This window comes from Planococcus sp. 11815, assembly GCF_051096385.1.
GTDB lineage: Bacteria > Bacillota > Bacilli > Bacillales_A > Planococcaceae > Planococcus > Planococcus citreus.
Genome location: NZ_CP096991.1, coordinates 1,841,766 through 1,861,066, shown reverse-complemented (window position 1 = coordinate 1,861,066; position 19,301 = coordinate 1,841,766). Strand labels below are relative to the sequence as shown.

The 19,301-nt window shown below is 49.0% G+C and carries 17 protein-coding genes and 1 other RNA gene; 16 read left to right on the top strand and 2 right to left on the bottom strand.

Annotation, left to right across the window (positions count from 1 at the left end; all coding sequences use genetic code 11):
- Nucleotides 1-76: 76 nt before the first annotated feature.
- From panC to M1Q06_RS09440, 10 genes are all read left to right on the top strand, one after another.
- The gene (gene panC, locus M1Q06_RS09485) at nucleotides 77-913 is read left to right on the top strand and encodes a pantoate--beta-alanine ligase (RefSeq protein ID WP_434399460.1); all 837 of its coding nucleotides are present in this window, start codon (nucleotides 77-79) and stop codon (nucleotides 911-913) included.
- Between the two features lie 3 nt (nucleotides 914-916).
- A complete protein-coding gene (gene panD / locus M1Q06_RS09480; RefSeq protein ID WP_058380581.1) occupies nucleotides 917-1,300 on the top strand; it encodes an aspartate 1-decarboxylase in 384 nt (127 codons plus the stop codon).
- Nucleotides 1,301-1,440: 140 nt separating this feature from the next.
- Nucleotides 1,441-4,203 (top strand): ATP-dependent DNA helicase DinG, encoded by a 2,763-nt coding sequence (gene dinG / locus M1Q06_RS09475; protein WP_434399459.1) that lies wholly within the window; start codon nucleotides 1,441-1,443, stop codon nucleotides 4,201-4,203.
- 43 nt (nucleotides 4,204-4,246) lie between these two features.
- The gene (locus tag M1Q06_RS09470; protein ID WP_068869277.1) at nucleotides 4,247-4,417 is read left to right on the top strand and encodes a YpmA family protein; all 171 of its coding nucleotides are present in this window, start codon (nucleotides 4,247-4,249) and stop codon (nucleotides 4,415-4,417) included.
- Between the two features lie 8 nt (nucleotides 4,418-4,425).
- Nucleotides 4,426-4,899, top strand: a complete 474-nt coding sequence (locus M1Q06_RS09465; protein ID WP_121297562.1) for a DUF5590 domain-containing protein — start codon at nucleotides 4,426-4,428, stop codon at nucleotides 4,897-4,899.
- 14 nt (nucleotides 4,900-4,913) lie between these two features.
- Complete coding sequence (locus M1Q06_RS09460; RefSeq protein ID WP_434402860.1) at nucleotides 4,914-6,104, top strand: pyridoxal phosphate-dependent aminotransferase; 1,191 nt, start codon at nucleotides 4,914-4,916, stop codon at nucleotides 6,102-6,104.
- Nucleotides 6,105-6,133: 29 nt separating this feature from the next.
- Complete coding sequence (asnS, locus tag M1Q06_RS09455) at nucleotides 6,134-7,429, top strand: asparagine--tRNA ligase (protein WP_121297561.1); 1,296 nt, start codon at nucleotides 6,134-6,136, stop codon at nucleotides 7,427-7,429.
- Between the two features lie 444 nt (nucleotides 7,430-7,873).
- A complete protein-coding gene (locus tag M1Q06_RS09450) occupies nucleotides 7,874-8,575 on the top strand; it encodes a DnaD domain protein (protein ID WP_434399458.1) in 702 nt (233 codons plus the stop codon).
- A gap of 11 nt (nucleotides 8,576-8,586) precedes the next feature.
- On the top strand, nucleotides 8,587-9,267 hold the full coding sequence (gene nth / locus M1Q06_RS09445) for an endonuclease III (protein WP_434399457.1): 681 nt from the start codon (nucleotides 8,587-8,589) through the stop codon (nucleotides 9,265-9,267).
- Entirely contained in the window at nucleotides 9,242-9,574 is a 333-nt protein-coding gene (locus M1Q06_RS09440; protein ID WP_121297558.1) for a YpoC family protein, read from the top strand. The genes nth and M1Q06_RS09440 overlap by 26 nt, the downstream gene beginning before the upstream one ends.
- Nucleotides 9,575-9,677: 103 nt before the next feature.
- On the opposite strand, the gene M1Q06_RS09435 is transcribed toward M1Q06_RS09440, so the two are convergent.
- Both M1Q06_RS09435 and recU read right to left on the bottom strand, forming a co-directional pair.
- A complete protein-coding gene (locus tag M1Q06_RS09435; protein ID WP_434399456.1) occupies nucleotides 9,678-12,422 on the bottom strand; it encodes a PBP1A family penicillin-binding protein in 2,745 nt (914 codons plus the stop codon).
- A gap of 27 nt (nucleotides 12,423-12,449) precedes the next feature.
- Complete coding sequence (recU, locus tag M1Q06_RS09430) at nucleotides 12,450-13,052, bottom strand: Holliday junction resolvase RecU (RefSeq protein ID WP_274623486.1); 603 nt, start codon at nucleotides 13,050-13,052, stop codon at nucleotides 12,450-12,452.
- A 190-nt stretch (nucleotides 13,053-13,242) separates the two neighbouring features.
- Between recU and M1Q06_RS09425 the strand changes: the two genes are divergently transcribed.
- The 6 genes from M1Q06_RS09425 (at nucleotide 13,243) to M1Q06_RS09400 (ending at nucleotide 19,261) form a co-directional block, all read left to right on the top strand.
- The gene (locus M1Q06_RS09425; RefSeq protein ID WP_058380589.1) at nucleotides 13,243-13,611 is read left to right on the top strand and encodes a YppE family protein; all 369 of its coding nucleotides are present in this window, start codon (nucleotides 13,243-13,245) and stop codon (nucleotides 13,609-13,611) included.
- Nucleotides 13,608-15,878, top strand: a complete 2,271-nt coding sequence (locus tag M1Q06_RS09420) for a DEAD/DEAH box helicase (RefSeq protein WP_434399455.1) — start codon at nucleotides 13,608-13,610, stop codon at nucleotides 15,876-15,878. The genes M1Q06_RS09425 and M1Q06_RS09420 overlap by 4 nt, the downstream gene beginning before the upstream one ends.
- Before the next feature lie 4 nt (nucleotides 15,879-15,882).
- The gene (locus M1Q06_RS09415) at nucleotides 15,883-17,139 is read left to right on the top strand and encodes a ribonuclease H-like domain-containing protein (protein WP_434399454.1); all 1,257 of its coding nucleotides are present in this window, start codon (nucleotides 15,883-15,885) and stop codon (nucleotides 17,137-17,139) included.
- Nucleotides 17,140-17,214: 75 nt separating this feature from the next.
- Complete coding sequence (gene gpsB, locus M1Q06_RS09410) at nucleotides 17,215-17,508, top strand: cell division regulator GpsB (protein WP_068869266.1); 294 nt, start codon at nucleotides 17,215-17,217, stop codon at nucleotides 17,506-17,508.
- 48 nt (nucleotides 17,509-17,556) lie between these two features.
- An RNA gene (rnpB, locus tag M1Q06_RS09405) (RNase P RNA component class B) lies at nucleotides 17,557-17,935 on the top strand.
- Nucleotides 17,936-18,124: 189 nt separating this feature from the next.
- A complete protein-coding gene (locus M1Q06_RS09400; protein WP_121297553.1) occupies nucleotides 18,125-19,261 on the top strand; it encodes a THUMP domain-containing class I SAM-dependent RNA methyltransferase in 1,137 nt (378 codons plus the stop codon).
- Nucleotides 19,262-19,301 lie beyond the last annotated feature (40 nt).

The following is a 19,301-nucleotide window of genomic DNA, read 5'->3' as shown; positions in this document are numbered from 1 at the left end:
AATTGGAATTTTCTGTCCTTCTGTCTTCTGACAGAAGGTTTTTTATATGGTTTTCTCCTAAAAAGGAGAGGAAAACATGCAAGTCGTAAACACGGTGAAGGACTTAAGAAACTGGGTACTGAGCACAAAAGAAAACGGGCAGTCGATTGGATTGGTGCCGACGATGGGCTTTTTGCACGAAGGGCATCTGGCACTTGTTGAATCCGCGAAATCGGAAAACGACGTGGTCGTCATGAGCATTTTCGTCAACCCGGCGCAATTCGGCCCGAATGAAGATTTTGACCGCTATCCACGCGATTTCGAACGGGACAGCCTGCTCGCTGAACAAGCGAGCGTCGATGTGATATTCTCCCCGCGTGTAGAAGAGATGTACCCGCGCAAATCGCAAATCACGATGGGAGCGGGAACGCTTGTGGATGTCTTATGCGGAAAAAGCCGCCCGGGACATTTTGATGGTGTGCTGAAAGTGGTGACGAAATTATTCCATCTTGTTCAACCCGATACGGCCTATTTTGGCCAGAAAGATGCGCAGCAATTGGCGATCATTGAGTCGCTTGTGCGGGATTTCGATTTCCCGCTGAAAATCCGCCGCATCGCAACAGTCCGTGAACAGGACGGGCTTGCCAAAAGCTCGCGCAATGTCTATCTGAGTGAAACAGAACGCGCCGAAGCGCCAAAACTTTATCAATCCTTGCAACGGGGAGTGACCGCCGCTCGCGACGGCAAAGATCCAATTCCGGAAATGACCCGGTTTATCCAGTCGGAAACTTCCGGCAAAATCGATTACATCGAGCTGCTGTCTTACCCGGACTTGACCAAAGCGCCGAACGGGCAAGCGATCCTCGCACTCGCTGTCCAATTCCAAAAAGCCCGCCTCATTGACAATATTATTTTCAATTTAAAGGAGAACTGACCTATGCTTAGAATGATGCTCAATTCCAAAATTCACCGTGCAACGGTAACTGAAGCCGATTTGAATTATGTCGGCAGCATCACGATTGACCAGGATCTATTGGATGCAGTCGGCATGCTGCCGAATGAGAAAGTCCATATCGTCAATAATAATAATGGCGCACGCTTCGAGACGTATATCATTGCGGGGGAACGCGGAAGCGGCGTTATCTGTGTCAACGGGGCAGCAGCGCGTCTCGTGCAGCGCGGGGACATCGTCATCATCTTGTCTTACGGCTATGTCATGGACAAAGATGCGCGCAGCCATAAACCGACTGTGGCGATTATGGACGCAGACAATTCCATCAAAGAAATCATCCATTACGAACCGGAAGCGACGGTCATGTAGGGATCGATCCTTGAACACTCCAAAAGGAAAAAGCTTCCCCTTTTGGAGTGTTTCTTTTTTTGGCGTGTTCCCGCCGGCGAACAGCGGGCGAATATGTTACAATTTTTCCTGAGAGAATCACCTGAGAAAGAGGGGTTATCATGAATTCCCAAAAATATGTCGTTGTCGATATCGAAACAACGGGCCATTCCCCTGCAAAAGGTGACCGGATCATCCAATTGGCGATGGTGGCGATCGAACAAGGAGAAATCGTTGATACATATACGAAATTCATCAATCCGCAACGGAAAATTCCGGCGTTTATACAGGATCTGACCAATATTTCGGAGCGGGACGTGGAAAATGCAGAGCCTTTTGAAGCGTACGCCGAGGAAATCTACAGGCAATTGGAAGGCGCTATTTTCATTGCCCATAATATCCATTTTGATTTACCGTTTTTGCAAGCGGAACTGAGCCGTGCCGGCATGCCGAAATGGCAGGGGCTGGCCATGGATACTGTGGAGCTTTCACGCCTTGTGTATCCGACGGCCTTCAGTTACAAATTACAGGACATTGCGGCAGAACAAGGCATTCGCTTGAACAATGCGCATCGCGCTGATGATGATGCCTTGGCGACAGCTGAACTATTTTTACGGGCGAAACAGGAACTGGCTGAACTTCCTTATGATACGCTTGTCCTTTTGCATAAGCGCTCTTTCCAATTAAAATCGGACCTGTCGCGCTTGCTGTTTGAAATTACGCAGCAAAAACGCAACGGCCAAGCCGATCGATATGGCCGTTTCCGCGGCATTCCGATTGTCCCGAAAGCGGAGCGCACGCAAGTCTCCGACGATTCGCCGCAGCAGTCCGCTTGGCGAAAAGGGCTGGAAATGGTCAAGCCGGAATACGAACAGCGGCCGAGCCAAGTCGCGATGATGCAAGCGGTGGAGCGGGCAATCCATGAGCGAAGTGAATTGGTAATTGAAGCATCGACAGGCATGGGCAAGACACTCGGCTACTTGTTGCCGGCAGCGGCTTATGCTAAGGAATCCGGCAAGCAAGTGGTCATCAGTACGTATACGACCCACCTGCAGGACCAGCTCGTCTCCAAGGAAGTCAAGCTCGCAGAAGAGTTTCTCGGCGCAAACATCCACGTCGCGCTCATTAAAGGGTTGTCGCATTATATCGATTTGGGACGCTTTTTCGAGTTGCTTCACGGGGAAGATGAGTCTTATGATGAAACGTTCACGATCATGCAGATCATGGTCTGGCTGACTTCGACCAAGACGGGCGACTTAAATGAGTTGAACGTGTCAAGCGGCGGCCAGTTGCTGGTCGACAAAGTGCGCCGTTCACATTTGAGGAAATTGACGAAGCTTGAAAAAACCGTCGATTTCTACGAACACGCACTGACAGAAGCCGAACATGCCGATGTCATTGTGACCAACCACGCATTCCTATTGAATCCACATAACCAAAAGCGCGCAATATTGAAGAACGTTGAGGCCTATATATGGGATGAAGCGCATCAAGTCGTGCAGGCGGCAGTTGCCCATAAAGAGAAAACTTTCGTCTACACGCAATGGCGCTATGTATTCGGCCAGTTGGGGAGCTTTGATGAAAACCAGCTGTTTTCAAAATTCTACCGCGTCGCTGAATCGCACGGCTTTGCCAGGGTACCTGAGCTATTGCAAATGGAATCTTTGTATTTGAAGTACACGAGTTTATTCGATGAAGTGACGCTCTATCTTGCGCAGGCTTTCCAGAACAAATTCCATAATAGCCACACGCGGAAATGTGCATCTTTATTGGATGAATTGGATTTCGAACGGGAAAGTTTCATGGATTTCCTGAGATTCTTGAATAGTTGGATCGACATCGCCCAGACCATCCTGCAAAAAGCAGAACGCTTCACGGAACTGACGATGAATGAACGGCTCGTGCTCGCGGATTTCCGTTATTGGACTGAAGAGTTGATGCTGAAATCGGTGGAGTTCAGTGAGATTTTCCTGTTCCCGAAAGAAGATGAAGTTTCCTGGATTGAAGGCGACTTGCGCAGTATGCCGACGAGCTTGTCGCTGTACAAACGCCCCTATGAAGTCGCGTCGCTTGTCGATAAAGTCATCGGCCAGGCGAGAGGCGAAAAAGCGGTCATTTGGCTGTCGGGCACGATGAGCGTTCCGTCGAATGAACGCTTTATCGTCAACCAGCTCGGCATACCGAATCAGGTGCCGATCGAAAAGTTTGAACCTGCCGATCAATTTTACAGCGGCGCAAAAGTCTATATCGTTGAAGACATGCCGGACATCCAGCAAGTGTCCCAACAGGAATACATCGAATCCGTGGCGGACGCGGTCACCCAGACGGTGCTTGTCACCGAAGGGCGCTGTTTTGTGTTGTTCACGTCACAGGACATGCTGAGGAAAACGGTCGATTTGATCCAGGATTCCCAGCTGCTCGATGATTATATGCTGTTTGCGCAAGGCATGTCTTCAGGCAGCCGCATGAAATTATTGAAATCGTTCCAGCGATTCCAGAAATCGGTGTTGTTCGGGACGAATAGTTTTTGGGAAGGTGTCGATGTGCCTGGTGATGCGTTGCGCGCCGTCGTCGTTGTGAGGCTGCCTTTCACCTCGCCCGAAGAGCCTGTTTTTAAAGCGAAATCACGGATCATCTCGAAAGAAGGCATTAATCCATTTATGCATTATGCCTTGCCAGAAGCTGTGCTGCGTTTGCGCCAAGGGTTCGGGCGGCTGATCCGCTCGAAAAAGGACAAGGGCTTGTTTATCGTGCTGGACCGCCGCATTGAAACGAAATCATACGGCGAGGAATTCCTTCATGCCTTGCCGGACGTGCCGGTCGCCAAAGTGTCTTTGGAAAAGATGGTAACCGATATTGAACATTGGTATAATAAGCAAGGATAAAGAGGGAAGAACGGTTCCTTCAATCGAAAGGAAGTGCCGAACAATGGAATCCAAGATCGAAGTATTAAATACTGTGCAAGTCGAGTATCAATCCGACCTGTACAAAGTGGTCGATGCATTGAACCGGACATTGAAAGACCGTGATTTGATGTTTGGACTGGCGCTCGATAAAGACGATCAGTCAAAAGCGGTTTTCACAATTTATAAAACCTAGGTGATTATATGAAAGAATGGATGAAATTCATCATCGTTTTTCTGTCTTTTTTGGCTGTAGCTATTGTGCTGGTCATTTTATTCCTCGGCAATAAACCGTTCTCGGAAGCGGAACAAGCAGCCGTAGAAAAAGTGGAGGCGGAAGGGCTGCTCGATGAAGTGGAGCGGGCATACGTCTATTCCAGCTCGACCCAATCCGTGACGGTTCTTGGAACGGACGGGGAAGGACAGATAAAAGCCGCCTTCGTCCCTGAAGAAGGGGACATGGAAGCATTGATGCTTGAAGACCAACTGACCGCTCAACAAGCGCGCGAAATCGTTCAAGAAGATATGGAAGTCGAGGAAATCCTCCATACAAAGCTTGGCATGGAAGAGGCCGGGGCTGTATGGGAAATCGCCTTTTTGAATGAAGCTGGGCGCTTGAACTACGTCTATCTCTTGGCGGAAGACGGCACTTGGTGGAAACGCATATTGAATTTGTGAAAGGGTTGATCAATTTGTTGAAATTAGCAAACCGCGTACAGACCTTAACGCCATCCACGACATTGGCGATTACGGCAAAAGCGAATGAACTAAAAGCGCAAGGCGTTGACGTCATCGGGCTTGGGGCAGGAGAACCGGATTATAATACGCCTCAAAACATTCTCGATGCAGCCGAGCGCTCCATGGAAGAAGGCAAGACGAAGTATACGCCTGCGGGCGGGTTGCCGGCGCTAAAACAAGCGATCCAGGACAAATTGCAGCGCGACCAGGGTCTAAGCTACGAAAAAAATGAAATCCTGGTCGGCGTCGGGGCAAAACATGTACTTTATACGCTATTCCAAGTATTGTTGAACGAAGGCGATGAAGTCATTATCCCGATCCCTTACTGGGTCAGCTATCCGGAACAAGTGAAATTGGCTGGAGGGGTACCGGTTTACATAGAAGCGACAGCCGGTCAATCATATAAAATCACTCCCCAACAATTGCGCGAAGCGATTACAGACCGCACAAAAGCCGTCATCATCAACTCGCCAAGCAATCCAACAGGCATGCTGTACTCGAAAGAAGAGCTTGAAGCACTCGCTGAAGTATGCCGCGAAGCGGATATTCTCATCGTTTCCGATGAAATCTACGAGAAATTGATTTACGGTGATGCCACCCATATTTCCGTAGCAGAGCTGTCAGAAGATGCTAAAAACCGCACGGTCATCATCAATGGCGTGTCGAAATCGCATTCGATGACCGGATGGCGCATCGGCTATGCAGCCGGTGTTAAGGAATTGATCAAAGCAATGACCGATCTTGCGAGCCATTCGACTTCAAACCCGACGACCACATCCCAATACGCGGCCATCGAAGCGTATAATGGCCCGCAAGATGCCGTGGAAGAAATGCGCCAGGCATTTGAAAGCCGTCTGGAAGCTATTTTCCCGAAACTGGAAGAAATTCCAGGATTCACCGTTTTGCGTCCTCAAGGGGCATTCTATTTATTGCCGGATGTTTCAGAAGCTGCAGCGAAAACCGGCTTTTCTTCAGTGGATGATTTTGCGAAAGCATTGCTCGAAGAAGCAAACGTGGCAGTGATTCCGGGATCTGGATTTGGCGCGCATTCGACGATCCGTTTGTCCTATGCCACATCACTCGAGTTATTGGAACAAGCAGTCGAACGCATCAGCCAATTTGTTCATAAGCATTGGCAAGAATAAGCACTATACATTTGGAGGCTATTTGACAGATGAAAAAAATCACTATCGCCGAAATGGCAAAATATAACGGACAAACTATCAAGCTTGGCGCATGGATCGCCAATAAACGTTCAAGCGGCAAAATCGCCTTTCTTCAATTGCGCGACGGTTCCGGCTTCGTGCAAGGTGTCGTCGTTAAAGCAGAAGTAGGCGAAGAAATCTTTGCCAAAGCAAAAGCATTGACGCAAGAAACTTCATTGTATGTGACTGGTGAAGTGAAAGAAGACGAGCGTTCTGCGTTTGGCTACGAGTTGGCCATTTCAGAGATCGAAGTGATCCAGGAAGCAAAAGATTTCCCAATCACCCCAAAAGAACACGGCACTGAATTCCTGATGGACAACCGCCACCTATGGCTGCGTTCAAGAAAACAGCACGCCATCATGAAAATCCGCAACGAAATCATCCGTGCCACTTACGAATTCTTCAATGACAACGGATTCGTCAAAGTGGACCCGCCGATTTTGACGGGATCGTCGCCGGAAGGCACATCGGAACTATTTGCGACGAAATACTTCGATGAAGATGCGTATCTGTCACAATCCGGCCAGCTTTATATGGAAGCGGCTGCGATGGCATTAGGTAAAGTGTTCTCTTTCGGCCCGACTTTCCGTGCCGAAAAATCGAAAACCCGCCGCCACTTGATCGAATTCTGGATGATCGAACCGGAAATGGCCTTTGTGGAACATGCAGAGAGCTTGGAAGTGCAAGAGCAGTACGTGGCGCATATCGTGCAATCCGTCTTGAAGAATTGTAAGCTGGAACTCGAGCGTCTTGGCCGCGATACAACGAAATTGGAGAAAATCCAAGCACCGTTCCCGCGCGTCACATATGATGAAGCCATCAAATGGTTGAATGATAACGGGTTTGACGACATCAAATGGGGGGAAGATTTCGGTGCCCCTCACGAGACTGCTTTGGCTGAAAGCTACGATATGCCGATCTTCATCACGCATTACCCGATCGGCATCAAACCGTTCTATATGCAGCCGCATCCAGACCGCGACGATGTCGTGCTGTGCGCTGACATGATCGCACCTGAAGGCTACGGTGAAATCATCGGCGGATCTGAACGCATCCACGATTACGAGTTGATGAAACAGCGCATCCAAGAGCACAACCTGGACGAAGCTGCGTATGAATGGTATTTGGATCTTAGCAAATACGGAGCTGTACCGCATTCAGGATTCGGTTTGGGCCTTGAACGCACAGTCGCTTGGATCAGCGGGGCAGAACATGTCCGCGAATCGATTCCATTCCCGCGTTTGTTGAACCGTCTATACCCTTAAAAAAGTTAAACAAGACAATAAGAAGCTGCCCGGCAAATCCCTTCAACAGGATTTCTGCCGCGGTGGATGAAAAATCAGAGTGTTAAAGAAGTCTATAATTTGCTGTAGATCAAAAAGGGAATCACTTTTTCTACAATCAAAAATCAATGTTCTCTCTAAGTATTTGGAGAAGTGTTCGCTCGACTCCTGCGGGAGCAGCGAAGGGACGGGTTTGAGAGACCCCGCAGGCAATGAATGAGCGAAGCATCGCTGAGCACATTCCTTTGCGATGCTCGAACGCAGTGAGAGTTGAGCAACGTTTTTAGTGACGAGGAGGCTCGATTCCCGCCCGCGGAAAGCGAGCGATAAGCTTCGGAAAATCAACTTCTTAAATTTCTCGACAAGTTGAAATATCCTAATAGATTTAGACAGCTAGAAATTTGCATACAGAAAGGTGGTTGGGATATGAAACAGTCTGACCGATTGCAGCAATGGATTGAGCAGGGAAATGTGACCATTTCCCAGCTTTTTTTTCAGTTTTACCGGCGCTTGAAAATCAGTGACGAGGAAGCGATCATGCTATTGCAAATCCACTCTTTCCAACAGGCAGGGAACGTGTTTCCGACACCGGATGAAATTGCCTCAAGGATGTCTGCAAGCCAGAACAGCGTAACGACAATGCTGCAGAAATTGATGCAGCAAGGCTATTTATCGATTAGCCAAGAAACGGCTGACGGCATGCTGACGGAGACCATTTCGCTCCAGCCCTTATGGGACAAACTCGTAGATTGCCTGGAAGTTCAAGCGCAGACCGAAAAAGAGCATACGCAAAAAGAACAGGAAGGCGAGATCTTCCAGCTGTTTGAACAAGAATTCGGACGTTTTCTATCGCCGATGGAGATCGAGACGATTTCCATGTGGATGGACCAGGACGGCCATACACCGGAAGTTATCCGCATGGCATTGAAAGAAGCTGTCATCGCGCAGAAAATCAGTTTGCGCTATGTTGACCGCATCCTGTTCGAATGGAAGAAAAAGAATATCCGGACGTCTAGCCAAGTAACGCGGCATGCAAATTCGTTTAGGGAAAAAAACATCCGCATCCAGCCGCAGGAAAGCACCGCGAAAAAAGTGCAATTCTACAACTGGCTGGAGGAACGGAATTAGCAGGTGATAGGATGATGACGAAAAAGGAATGGCTGGCTTGCCTTGAGGAAATGGACCATATGTTTCCCGATGCACATTGTGAATTGATCCACCGCAATCCGTTCGATTTAGTCATTGCGGTATTGTTATCTGCACAATGCACCGACAAGCTCGTCAATAAAGTGACGGCAGACCTGTTTGAGAAATACCATACACCGGAAGATTATCTTTCGGTTCCTTTGGAAGAATTGCAACAGGACATCCGGTCGATTGGCTTGTTCCGCAATAAAGCGAAAAATATCCAGGCTCTTAGCCGGATACTGATTGAGCAGCACGGCGGGCGTGTGCCGGAAGACCGCGACCTGCTCATGACTTTGCCAGGCGTCGGAAGAAAGACCGCCAATGTGGTCGTTTCTGTTGCCTTCAATAAACCGGCGCTAGCTGTTGATACGCATGTCGAACGTGTTTCGAAACGGCTCGGCTTATGCCGTTGGAAAGATTCTCCCTTGCAAGTGGAAGAGACGATCATGAAGAAAACCCCTGCAGAGGATTGGTCGAAAACCCATCACCAAATCATTTTCTTCGGGCGCTACCACTGCAAGGCGCAAAACCCCGGCTGTCACGTATGCCCGTTATTCGACCGTTGCCGGGAAGGGAAAAAACGCGATAAAAAAGGGCTAGTGAAACATGATGCTGTCACGGAAATCAATTGATCAGTCCGTCTCGCCGTTTTACGATGACTGGGCTGACCTAAAACAGGAGATCCAATCCTGTGTTCAGCAGCATGCGGGTGACTGCCATGAGCTCATTGCACAAGGCTATAAGGTTTACGAAGCATTGCGACAAACGCTGGATGGCCTGTTCGGAAGTGCAGCACCATCTCCATTGAATGAACGCGAGCGGCTTGAGTTTGTGAGAAACTCCAAAAGTGCACACGCAGCTTCACGACAGCTGGAGCAATTATTCATGGAGCTAAAGAAGAAAATAGCACGCATAAAGATCGGCTACCCAGCTGAGTGAATGATTGAACCCCGGGCAGAAACCATTTCTGCCCGGGGTTTTTGCGTAAAAAAAGGCCAACCCTAGAATTCTAGGATTGGCCTTTTAAAATTGGGACGAAAAATCAAGATGCCTCTTCATCGTCCTCGGTGTTTGAGTTATTACCGTTATTATTACCATTGCCGTTACCGTTCTCGCTTCCACTGCCGTTGCCATTCTCGTTTCCATTGCGATTGCCGTTTTGGTTGGATGAGGCATTGCTGCCTGATCCTTCTTGGTTACCTTCTTCTGGTTCTTCCGGCTGCTCAGGAATGTCTACGAGATCATCTGGAGTTTCGGTGGCTTCTTCCTCCTCAGCCGGTTCCTCTTCAACCGGCTCTTCTTCAGTAGGCTCTTCTTCAGTAGGTTCTTCCTCGGCCGGTTGTTCTTCAGCTGGCTCTTCTTCAGCCGGTTCTTCTTCTACTGGTTCTTCTTCAACAGGTTCTTCTTCCGGCTCTTCCTCAGGCTCCTCTTCAGGAGGAGGCGTGATCTCGATGGTCGTGGAAGCCGGGTCACTGCGTCTGCCATTTTGAGTGGCGACGACGCGGAATGTATATGTGACGCCTTCTTCCAGGCCATCATAAGAATAGCTGGTGTCATCTGTTGTCGTCAGCACTTCGCCGTTGACGGAAACTTCAAATGATACATCATCCGAACCATGGCTCCAGCTCAAGTTAGCTGTTGAGCCGCTGACGTCTGCTCTTAATCCAGAAGGTCGGTCAGGGTCTGCCACAAATCGCTCTGATACTGTACTGGGCTCCGTCCCCCTTGCAAACAATTCTTCACTGCGCATGCTCCACGGGGTGAACGGGCTCGCCAGGCGAAGTGGTTCAGTGCCGACTTCGATCACTTCCTGGGATACCGAGTCCGGCTGTTGGAAGCTTGCCGTTTCCGGTGAAGAAATCTGGCTCATCACTTGCTTGAACAAACGCTGTGCAAGCAGGCGTTCGTTTGAAGCGGTGTCGATCGGTGTTTCAACATTAGGATAGCCGCTCCACACTGAGATTGAATAATCAGTTGTGTACCCGGCAAACCAGACATCACGTGCAGAAGTCGCATCAAGATTATATTCTTGAAGTTTATCTTCAGAATAGTTAGATGTCCCGGTTTTACCGGCCATATCGAGTCCGCTGATGGCGGCTTCTTTGCCAGTCGCACCGGCAATGCTTGTATCGACTGCATCACGCAGCATGTCTGTCACCATATATGCAGTGCTGTCTTTCATCGCTGTCACCGGTTCAGGAGCGACGACTTCTTCCGTCGAACCGTCGCGGAAGACGATTTTCTTGATGGTGTGTGGCTTGGTAAATACGCCATTATTGCCGAATGCTGCAAATGCGCCAGCCATTTCTACGGTAGAGATTTGTTTTTCAGGCGTACCAAGTGCTGCTGACTCATAAATACCGCCAAAATCCAAGCCAAGTTTTTTTGTAAAGTCGGTTGCGTTGTCAGATCCAACTTCCGCCAGCGCTTTAACTGCAGGGATATTGCGTGAGCGGTACAGGGCTTCGCGCGCTGTCATTGGCCCGAGGAACTGGCCATCAACGTTGCGGATTTCCTGTCCACTGCTATAGGAATATTCTTCATCGACCAATGTCTGTCCGGTTGACCAATCCAGGTACTCGATGGCCGGACCATAGCTGACGAGCGGCTTGATCGTAGAACCGATGACGCGGTCTCTAGCAGTTGCAAAGTTTCTGCGCACATCGCCTTCGTATTCACGGGCCGCCCCGACTGCACTGATGCCGCCGGTTTTAGTATCGACGACTGTCATGGCAGATTCAACTTCGTCATCGAAGAAGAGATCCGATTCCATCGTTTCATTGACGCGTTCTTGTACATACGGTTCGAGTGTCGTATAAATCGTCAAGCCTTCATCGAGCGAATAATCGCCTTCGAGGGCTTCGAGCTCATCGACAACCATTTCCATGAATGCTGTGTATTCCGTGCTTTCTTCCGTTGTGGTGCGCTGATCTTCAGGAAGAAGGGTGGATTCGACTGGCGTGTTCCACGCTTCTTCTTTTTGAGCTGCATCGATTTTCCCGTGCTGTTCCATCAAGTTCAAGACGACATCGCGGCGCTCTTCAGCTGCTTGCGGGTTCTTGAACGGATTATAACGGTTCGGGCTTTGCGGCATTCCGGCAAGAAGGGCAGCTTCGTGAAGTTCAAGCTCAGCTGCTGGTTTCCCGAAGAACTGCTCAGCAGCAGTACCAAAGCCATAAGTATTGCCTGACATCAGGATTTTGTTGAAATACATCTCAAAAATCTCTTCTTTGGAATATTGTTGTTCGAGCTTGAAAGCCAAGTAAGCTTCCTGTGCTTTACGTTTCAATGTTTTTTCATTGGACAGGAAGGAGTTCTTGATGACTTGCTGGGTGATGGTGCTGGCACCTTGAGAACCGAAGCCACCAGTGATGTTGGCGACGACCGCGCCGCCGAGGCGGATCAAATCGATTCCGGAATGGTCATAGAAGCGATTGTCTTCAGTTGCAAGAATCGCATCTTCCATTACTTGCGGAATGTCGTCATATTCGACATATTCACGGTTTTGGGCGGTGAAATACGGGATTTCAGTTTCACCGTCATTTGCCAGGAAAACAGGGCTGATCGGGTCTCTCAACAGTTCTTCGTCGAGTTTAGGCGCACTGGACGCATAGACAGCGAATAAGACGACCCCGAATAGAAAGCCGGCGACGGCCAAGGCTACAATAGCCAGTAACCCTCTTTTAATCCATGTTTTTGCACCGGATTTCTTTTGTTTGTTCGAGTTTTTCCGTTGCCGTTCAATTGATTTTCTGCGTTCTTCACGCGATATTTTCTTATCACTCACATGCGCTTCCTCACTTTCATGTATATGCTATTTCATTAGCTGATGGAGCACGGACAAATAATCGATTCTCGGGAAAGCACCTGGCTTTACTTCAACCGAAGCTTCTTCCACTTCCGCTAAAGTCATCGATTTCCTTCCGCCAGAGGCCATTCGCTTCCAATAGGTTTCCAGTATTTCGAATGGCAAGACAAAATAGCGGTCGAGGGAAGAGAATCGGATGATCAAAAAGGCCAGGCCCCCGTGGCGGATGATGTCTGCCATATGGTGCACTTGATGTTCGTGGATGTTCTTCAACGGGAAAGAAGTCCGGATTTCGGTTTCTTTCGCTTCGAAATCGACGTAGCGGCCTTGCCAGATGCCGTTATAATCGGTCGTAGACGGGGCTTGGAAATAAGCTTCCCGTATAACTGCAGCGCTTCGTGACGGGTATTCGACACGCACGATTTGCACCGGCACGGGCTTTTTGTGGATGACGGCGAGCCCGCGCTGTAAATAAAAACTATTGGTTTCGTTCAGTTCATCCTCCAGGGTTTTCCCGCGATTGCTGAATGAAACATCTTTTTTCTTCTTCTGCACCGGCTGATCTTTCGGTGGAGAAAATTTCTTCCCATTTGGGTAATTGATTGCCATTTGTGATACACCTCGCTTACTTTATCATATCACACGCACCTAGACGATAAATATGATGAAAGGTTTCCGAACTTTATTCCTAATAATAGCGGATTTTTGAGCCATCTCCAACTGAAAAGAATGCTTGTTCGGCAAACTGTATATGGGTTGCCGGATTGTGATAAACTAATGGCTATGGAGGGGGAAGAAAATGGACCTCAAGCAATTATCAACCGATCTTTACCACGAATGCGATATGTGTCTCGCACGCTTCAAGAAAATGCGTGAGCTGGATGCAGATCCTGATTTTTTTCAAGATGTAAAACCGTATGCCGATAAATGGCATGCAGCCATAGATGAATGGAAAGATGCTTCGCTTATGTTTATCCGGAACGAACGGCCGAAATACGTCCATAAGCTGCAAATCGACAATGCGGCAGAAGGCATGGGGCAAGTATTCGTCCAAAGTTTCTATAAAGATACGAGCAAAAAACGTTTTGTCCAGACGATTCAAGCGGCTCAGTATACGATACAGACCTTGCTTACAGCGATAGATGAAAAGGGCGATGAGAAACAATGAGAATTAAAAAGACAATACCGGAAATCCTCGCCGAATGGAAAGTGGAGCCGGAGATGATGGAGCGCATTTACCATTGGCATACGAAGCCTGAGAAACCGGCAAGCTATGCCGATTTTCCGGAAGCGATGCACGATAGCCTGAAACAAGCTTTACGCAAAAAAGGCATCGAACAATTGTATACCCATCAGCGGCAGGCGTTTGACTTGGCGCAGGCGGGCAATTCGTTTACAGCTGTGACGCCAACCGCATCAGGCAAATCGTATTGCTATCATTTGCCTGTGCTGCACAAAATATTGAACGACCCGAATGCGCGGGCATTGTACTTGTTTCCGACGAAAGCTTTGGCCCAAGACCAAAAAAGCGATTTGCACGATTTAATTGAAAAGACTGAGCAGTCGATCTTGTCCTACACTTATGACGGCGACACGTCCCCGTCGATCCGCACCAAGGTAAGGAAGGCCGGACAAATCGTCATGACCAATCCCGATATGCTCCATTCCGGCATTTTGCCGCATCATACGAAATGGGTGTCTCTTTTTGAGAACCTTCATTATATAGTGATTGATGAGCTGCACACTTACAAAGGGGTGTTCGGCACCCATGTGGCACACGTTATCCGCCGCCTGAAACGAATCTGCAACTTTTACGGCAGCGATCCGGTCTTTATCTGTACGTCGGCGACCATTGCCAATCCGAAGCAGCTGGCTGAAAGTTTGACCAACACTGACCACGAGCTGATCGACCAGAACGGCGCGCCAGCAGGCAAAAAGCATATCCTGTTCTACAATCCGCCGATTGTCCATCCGACATTCGGCGTCCGTCGCAGTGCGGTGCTCGAAGTGCGTGATCTGGCGACATATCTCGTCAAGCAAGGCGTCCAGACAATCGTGTTCGCTAAATCACGCGTGCGTGTGGAAATGCTGGTAACTTATTTAAACGAAATTACGAAATATAAGTTGCAGGACGAATCGATTAAAGGCTACCGCGGCGGCTATTTACCTTCGGAGCGGCGTGCCATCGAAAAAGGTTTGCGCGACGGTTCCATTCAATGCGTCGTATCGACCAATGCACTCGAACTCGGTGTCGACATCGGCCAATTGCAGGCATGCATCATGACCGGCTATCCAGGCAATATCGCGAGCGCCTGGCAGCAGGCAGGCCGTGCAGGCAGGCGCCAGGATGAATCGCTCGTTGTCTATGTCGCCCAGTCGACTGCGCTTGACCAGTACATCATTAACCATCCGGAATATCTTCTTGACCAATCACCGGAGGAAGCGCGCATCCATCCAGAGAACATTATTATTCTCATGGATCATTTGAAATGTGCGTCGTTTGAATTGCCATTCTCGACAGATGATATGTACGGGGAATTTGACGTCCAGTCATTGCTTGAATACCTTCAGGAAGAAGGGGTGCTCGTCCGCACATCAGACCGCTGGCATTGGATGAGCGACCGTTTTCCGGCGCACGATATTTCCTTGCGTTCGGCGACACAGGAAAACGTCGTCATCGTCGACCAATCGGTTCCGGCCGACACAAAAGTCATCGGCGAAATGGACCGCTTCAGTGCCATGACGCTCCTGCACGAAGAAGCGATCTACCTTCACCAAGGCACCCAGTTCCAAGTGGAGATCTTGGATTGGGAAGAGAAAAAAGCGTATGTGCGCGAAGTGGACGTCGATTATTTCACGGACGCGAACTTGGCGATCGAACTGAAAGTGATCAGCGAAGACAAGCATCGCAAGCTTCACCAGTCCAATGTGTATTACGGCGACGTGGCGGTTCTTGCCATGCCGACGATTTTCAAGAAAATCCGCTTTGATACACACGACAATATTGGCTCAGGGCCGATTTCACTTCCAGCTGAAGAATTGCATACCTCATCGACTTGGCTCAGCTTCGACAAGCCAGCCGATTTCAGCGATTCGGATTTGTCGGATATGATGACCGGTGCGGCTTATGCAATCGAAAGCTTTATCCCGATATTCGTGCAATGTGACCGGAGGGACGTCCACGTCGTATCGCAAGTGAAATCGCCGCATAACGACCAGCCATCGTTTTTCATTCATGATTCCTACCCGGGTGGCATCGGTATCAGCGAACGCATCTATGAGTTATGGCAGCCATTGCTTGAAAAAGCGCGCCAGCACGTCACGGAATGCCCATGCTTTGACGGTTGCCCGTCGTGCATAGGGGCTCAGGATGCGGCGATGGATATGAAAGGGCGCGTCATCGAATTGCTCGTGGAATTGGAGAAAGAGGGGTGAGCGTATGTCTTTTGAGAACAAGTTGATGCAGATGAAAGGCATGCTGAATAAAAAACCGGCAGCCCGAAAAGCGCAAACGACTCCTGTAAGGCCGCCTCACGAAACGCAATGGAAAGAAATCGGTTTGACCTTGAAGGAAAATAAATTCGGTTTTGTGTTTGAGAAGAAAATCGCATATCCGCTTGATTACCGCCATGGTAATGTCGTCCTGGGCGAACTCGACCGTGTGCTTCAAGCATGGAAGAACACTGAGTATGATCATCCGTTCAAACTCTCTGAAGAAGCCCCTTTGGTATTTTTCGATACGGAAACGACGGGGCTCGGTGGGACGGGGGCGTATATTTTCCTGCTCGGCGTATTGGAACGTAAACAAGACAGCTTTGAAATGACTCAATGGATCATGCCGGATCCGTCGCAGGAAGCGGCTTTTCTCTATGAGTCGAATTTATGGCAGGCCCAAGACTCGATCATTTTCTCCTATAATGGCAAAAGTTTCGACTGGCCGCAGCTTCATTCGCGCTGGACGATGCACCGCGGGGCATTGCCGAAACTGCCGGACCCGAAGCAAATCGATTTATTCCACGGCACGAAACGAATCTGGAAAAACGAATTGCAGCGGCTCAAGCTCAGCGTCATCGAAGAAGAAAAGCTCGGCTTTGCCCGCAGCGGGGACGTGCCGGGATATTTGATCCCCGCGATTTACCTCGATGCGGTCAAAAGCGGCTTTCCGGAAGGTTTGGCGAAAGTGCTGTACCATAATGAACTGGACATCCTGTCGCTCGTGTCGCTGTACATCCGTTCATCCGATTTACTGATGGAGGATCTCTCGAGCGAATCGAGCGGCGCCTATACGAATATCGGCAAATGGTATGCAGACTTGAAACAATTCGACCAAAGCGCCGCTTATCTAGAACACGTCACGCTTGAGCGCGGAGATGCCGGTGCGCTTGCCCGCTTTTTGCTGGCAGTGCAAAAAAAGCGCAAAGGCGAATTTGAGGAAGCGCTTCAATTGTTCAAAGAAGCGGCGCCTCATTTGCGTGGCCCGGTGGAAGTGGAGGCGTGGGTGCATTTAGCGAAACTCCACGAACATCAATTCAAAGATCCGGCACAGGCACTCGTCATGACCGGCTTTGCAAAAGAAGCAGCCAGCCATACGAAAGTCAGGAAGTCGATAGTGGACGACTTGGCCAAGCGTGAATTGCGGCTCGAGGAGAAAAAACGAAAAAAAGCCGCCGAATCCACGGTTCACAGAACACGTTAAATATCGCTTATGCTATACTAGCCGTAAGGAATAGACATATTTTACGAAGTTTCTTTTAATGGAAGGACGATTCGAATGGATATTAAATACGCAGCAAAAGACATTCTTGAAAAAGACTTTAAAACAGCCATGCGCGGCTACAACCAGGACGAAGTGGACCATTTCCTGGATGAAATCATTCAAGACTATGAATTGTACAACAAAAAAATCGAACAATTGCAAAATGAAAACCGCCGATTGCGCGCGGAGCTGGAGGAATCGCCAAAAAAGCAAGCAACTCCCGCGCCTGGAACCACCAATTTTGATATTTTGCGCAGATTGTCCCATTTGGAAAATCACGTCTTCGGCAATAAGCTCGACAATCGATAACAAGCTTGTCAACGGCAGCCGAATAGCGTATACTTAGTTAGCCATTTGAAATTCTGGCAATCGCTCCTGCACTTGATGCAGGAGAGGAAAGTCCATGCTCACACGGATCTGCGATGACCGTAGTGATCGCGCCCAGCGAAACAATAAGCTGGGGCAGCATTTATGCTGACGGCGGGTAGAACGCCTAAGTCTTCGGATATGGCCGAAATACCCTGAAGGTGCCACAGTGACGGAGCTGTATAGGAAACTATGCAGGTGGAACGAGGTAAACCCCGCGAGTGAGAAACCCAAATTATGGTAGGGGCACTTTTCCAAGGGAAATGAACCGACGGAAGAGGCGGAGTGAATCCGCAGATAGATGATTGCCATCCGCTAGTACGAGGCTTTGGCTGTTTGAGTACGTGGAGACAAAACATGGCTTATAGAATTTTGAATGGTCTTAACTTATTATCTTTGAAAGGCTCTCCTGCTGGGGAGCCTTTCTTCATATGAATGAAAAAAGTTTGAAGTGAAAAATTATATATGGTTCAAGTTGCTGCCTATCAACATTCGGTATTTTCAGCAGTCATTGCCATATGTCTAAAACAGGTATTAGAAAGACGGAAAGGAAGTTGTTATGACTAGTTATAAATTACTGGCCACTGCAGCGATGGGACTTGAATCCATCGTGGCGAATGAAGTAAAAGAACTTGGGTACGAAACGACGACAGACAATGGCAAAGTATTTTTCGAAGGAACTGCCCGCGATATTGCGAAAACGAATCTCTGGCTGCGCACCGCTGACCGCGTGAAATTGATCGCCGGCGAATTCGAAGCGACGACATTCGATGATCTGTTCGAACAGACAAAAGCGATCGAATGGGAGAAATACTTGCCTGTCGATGCAGAATTCCCGGTTCAAGGGAAATCGGTCAAATCGAAACTTCACAGCGTGCCGACTTGCCAATCGATCGTCAAAAAAGCGATTGTTGAACGCATGAAAAAAGCATATCACCGCAACGCCTTTTTGGATGAATCGGGACCGCGCTTCAAGATTGAGGTATCGATCCTGAAAGACAAAGTGCAGTTATCGATCGATACAAGCGGAGCCGGACTCCATAAACGCGGCTACCGCGTCGGGCAAGGCGAAGCACCACTAAAAGAAACTTTAGCGGCAGCGCTTATCAAATTGTCGCGCTGGAGCCCAGATCGCCCATTTGTCGACCCGTTCTGCGGTTCAGGGACAATCGTCATCGAAGCAGCAATGATCGGCCAGAACATCGCGCCGGGCTATAATCGGGAATTCGATAGCGAACAATGGCCATGGATCGGTTCCAAGATCTGGGAAGAAGTCCGCGCTGAAGCTGAAGAACAAGCGGATTACGACCAGCCGCTTAATATTCTCGGCACGGATATCGATCACCGGATGATCCAAATTGCCGAAGAAAACGTCATTGAAGCTGGATTTGCAGGAATTATCCGTTTGCAGCAGCGTCAAGTGACAGATTTCACAACAACTGAAGAGAACGGTGTTGTCATCGGGAACCCGCCGTACGGCGAGCGGATCGGTGAAGTGGAAGTCATCGAAGAAATGATTGGGGATATGGGACAAATGTTCTCGAAATACCCGACATGGTCTGTTTATATGCTGTCTTCGATGGAAGGCTTTGAAAAACTCTACGGCCAAAAAGCGACGAAAAAACGCAAATTATATAATGGCTTTATCCGCACGGACCTGTTCCAATTCTGGGGAGAACGTCCAAAAAATAAATGAGGAAAACGGAAGGGCGCCAGCCCTTCCGTTTCTCTGTGAG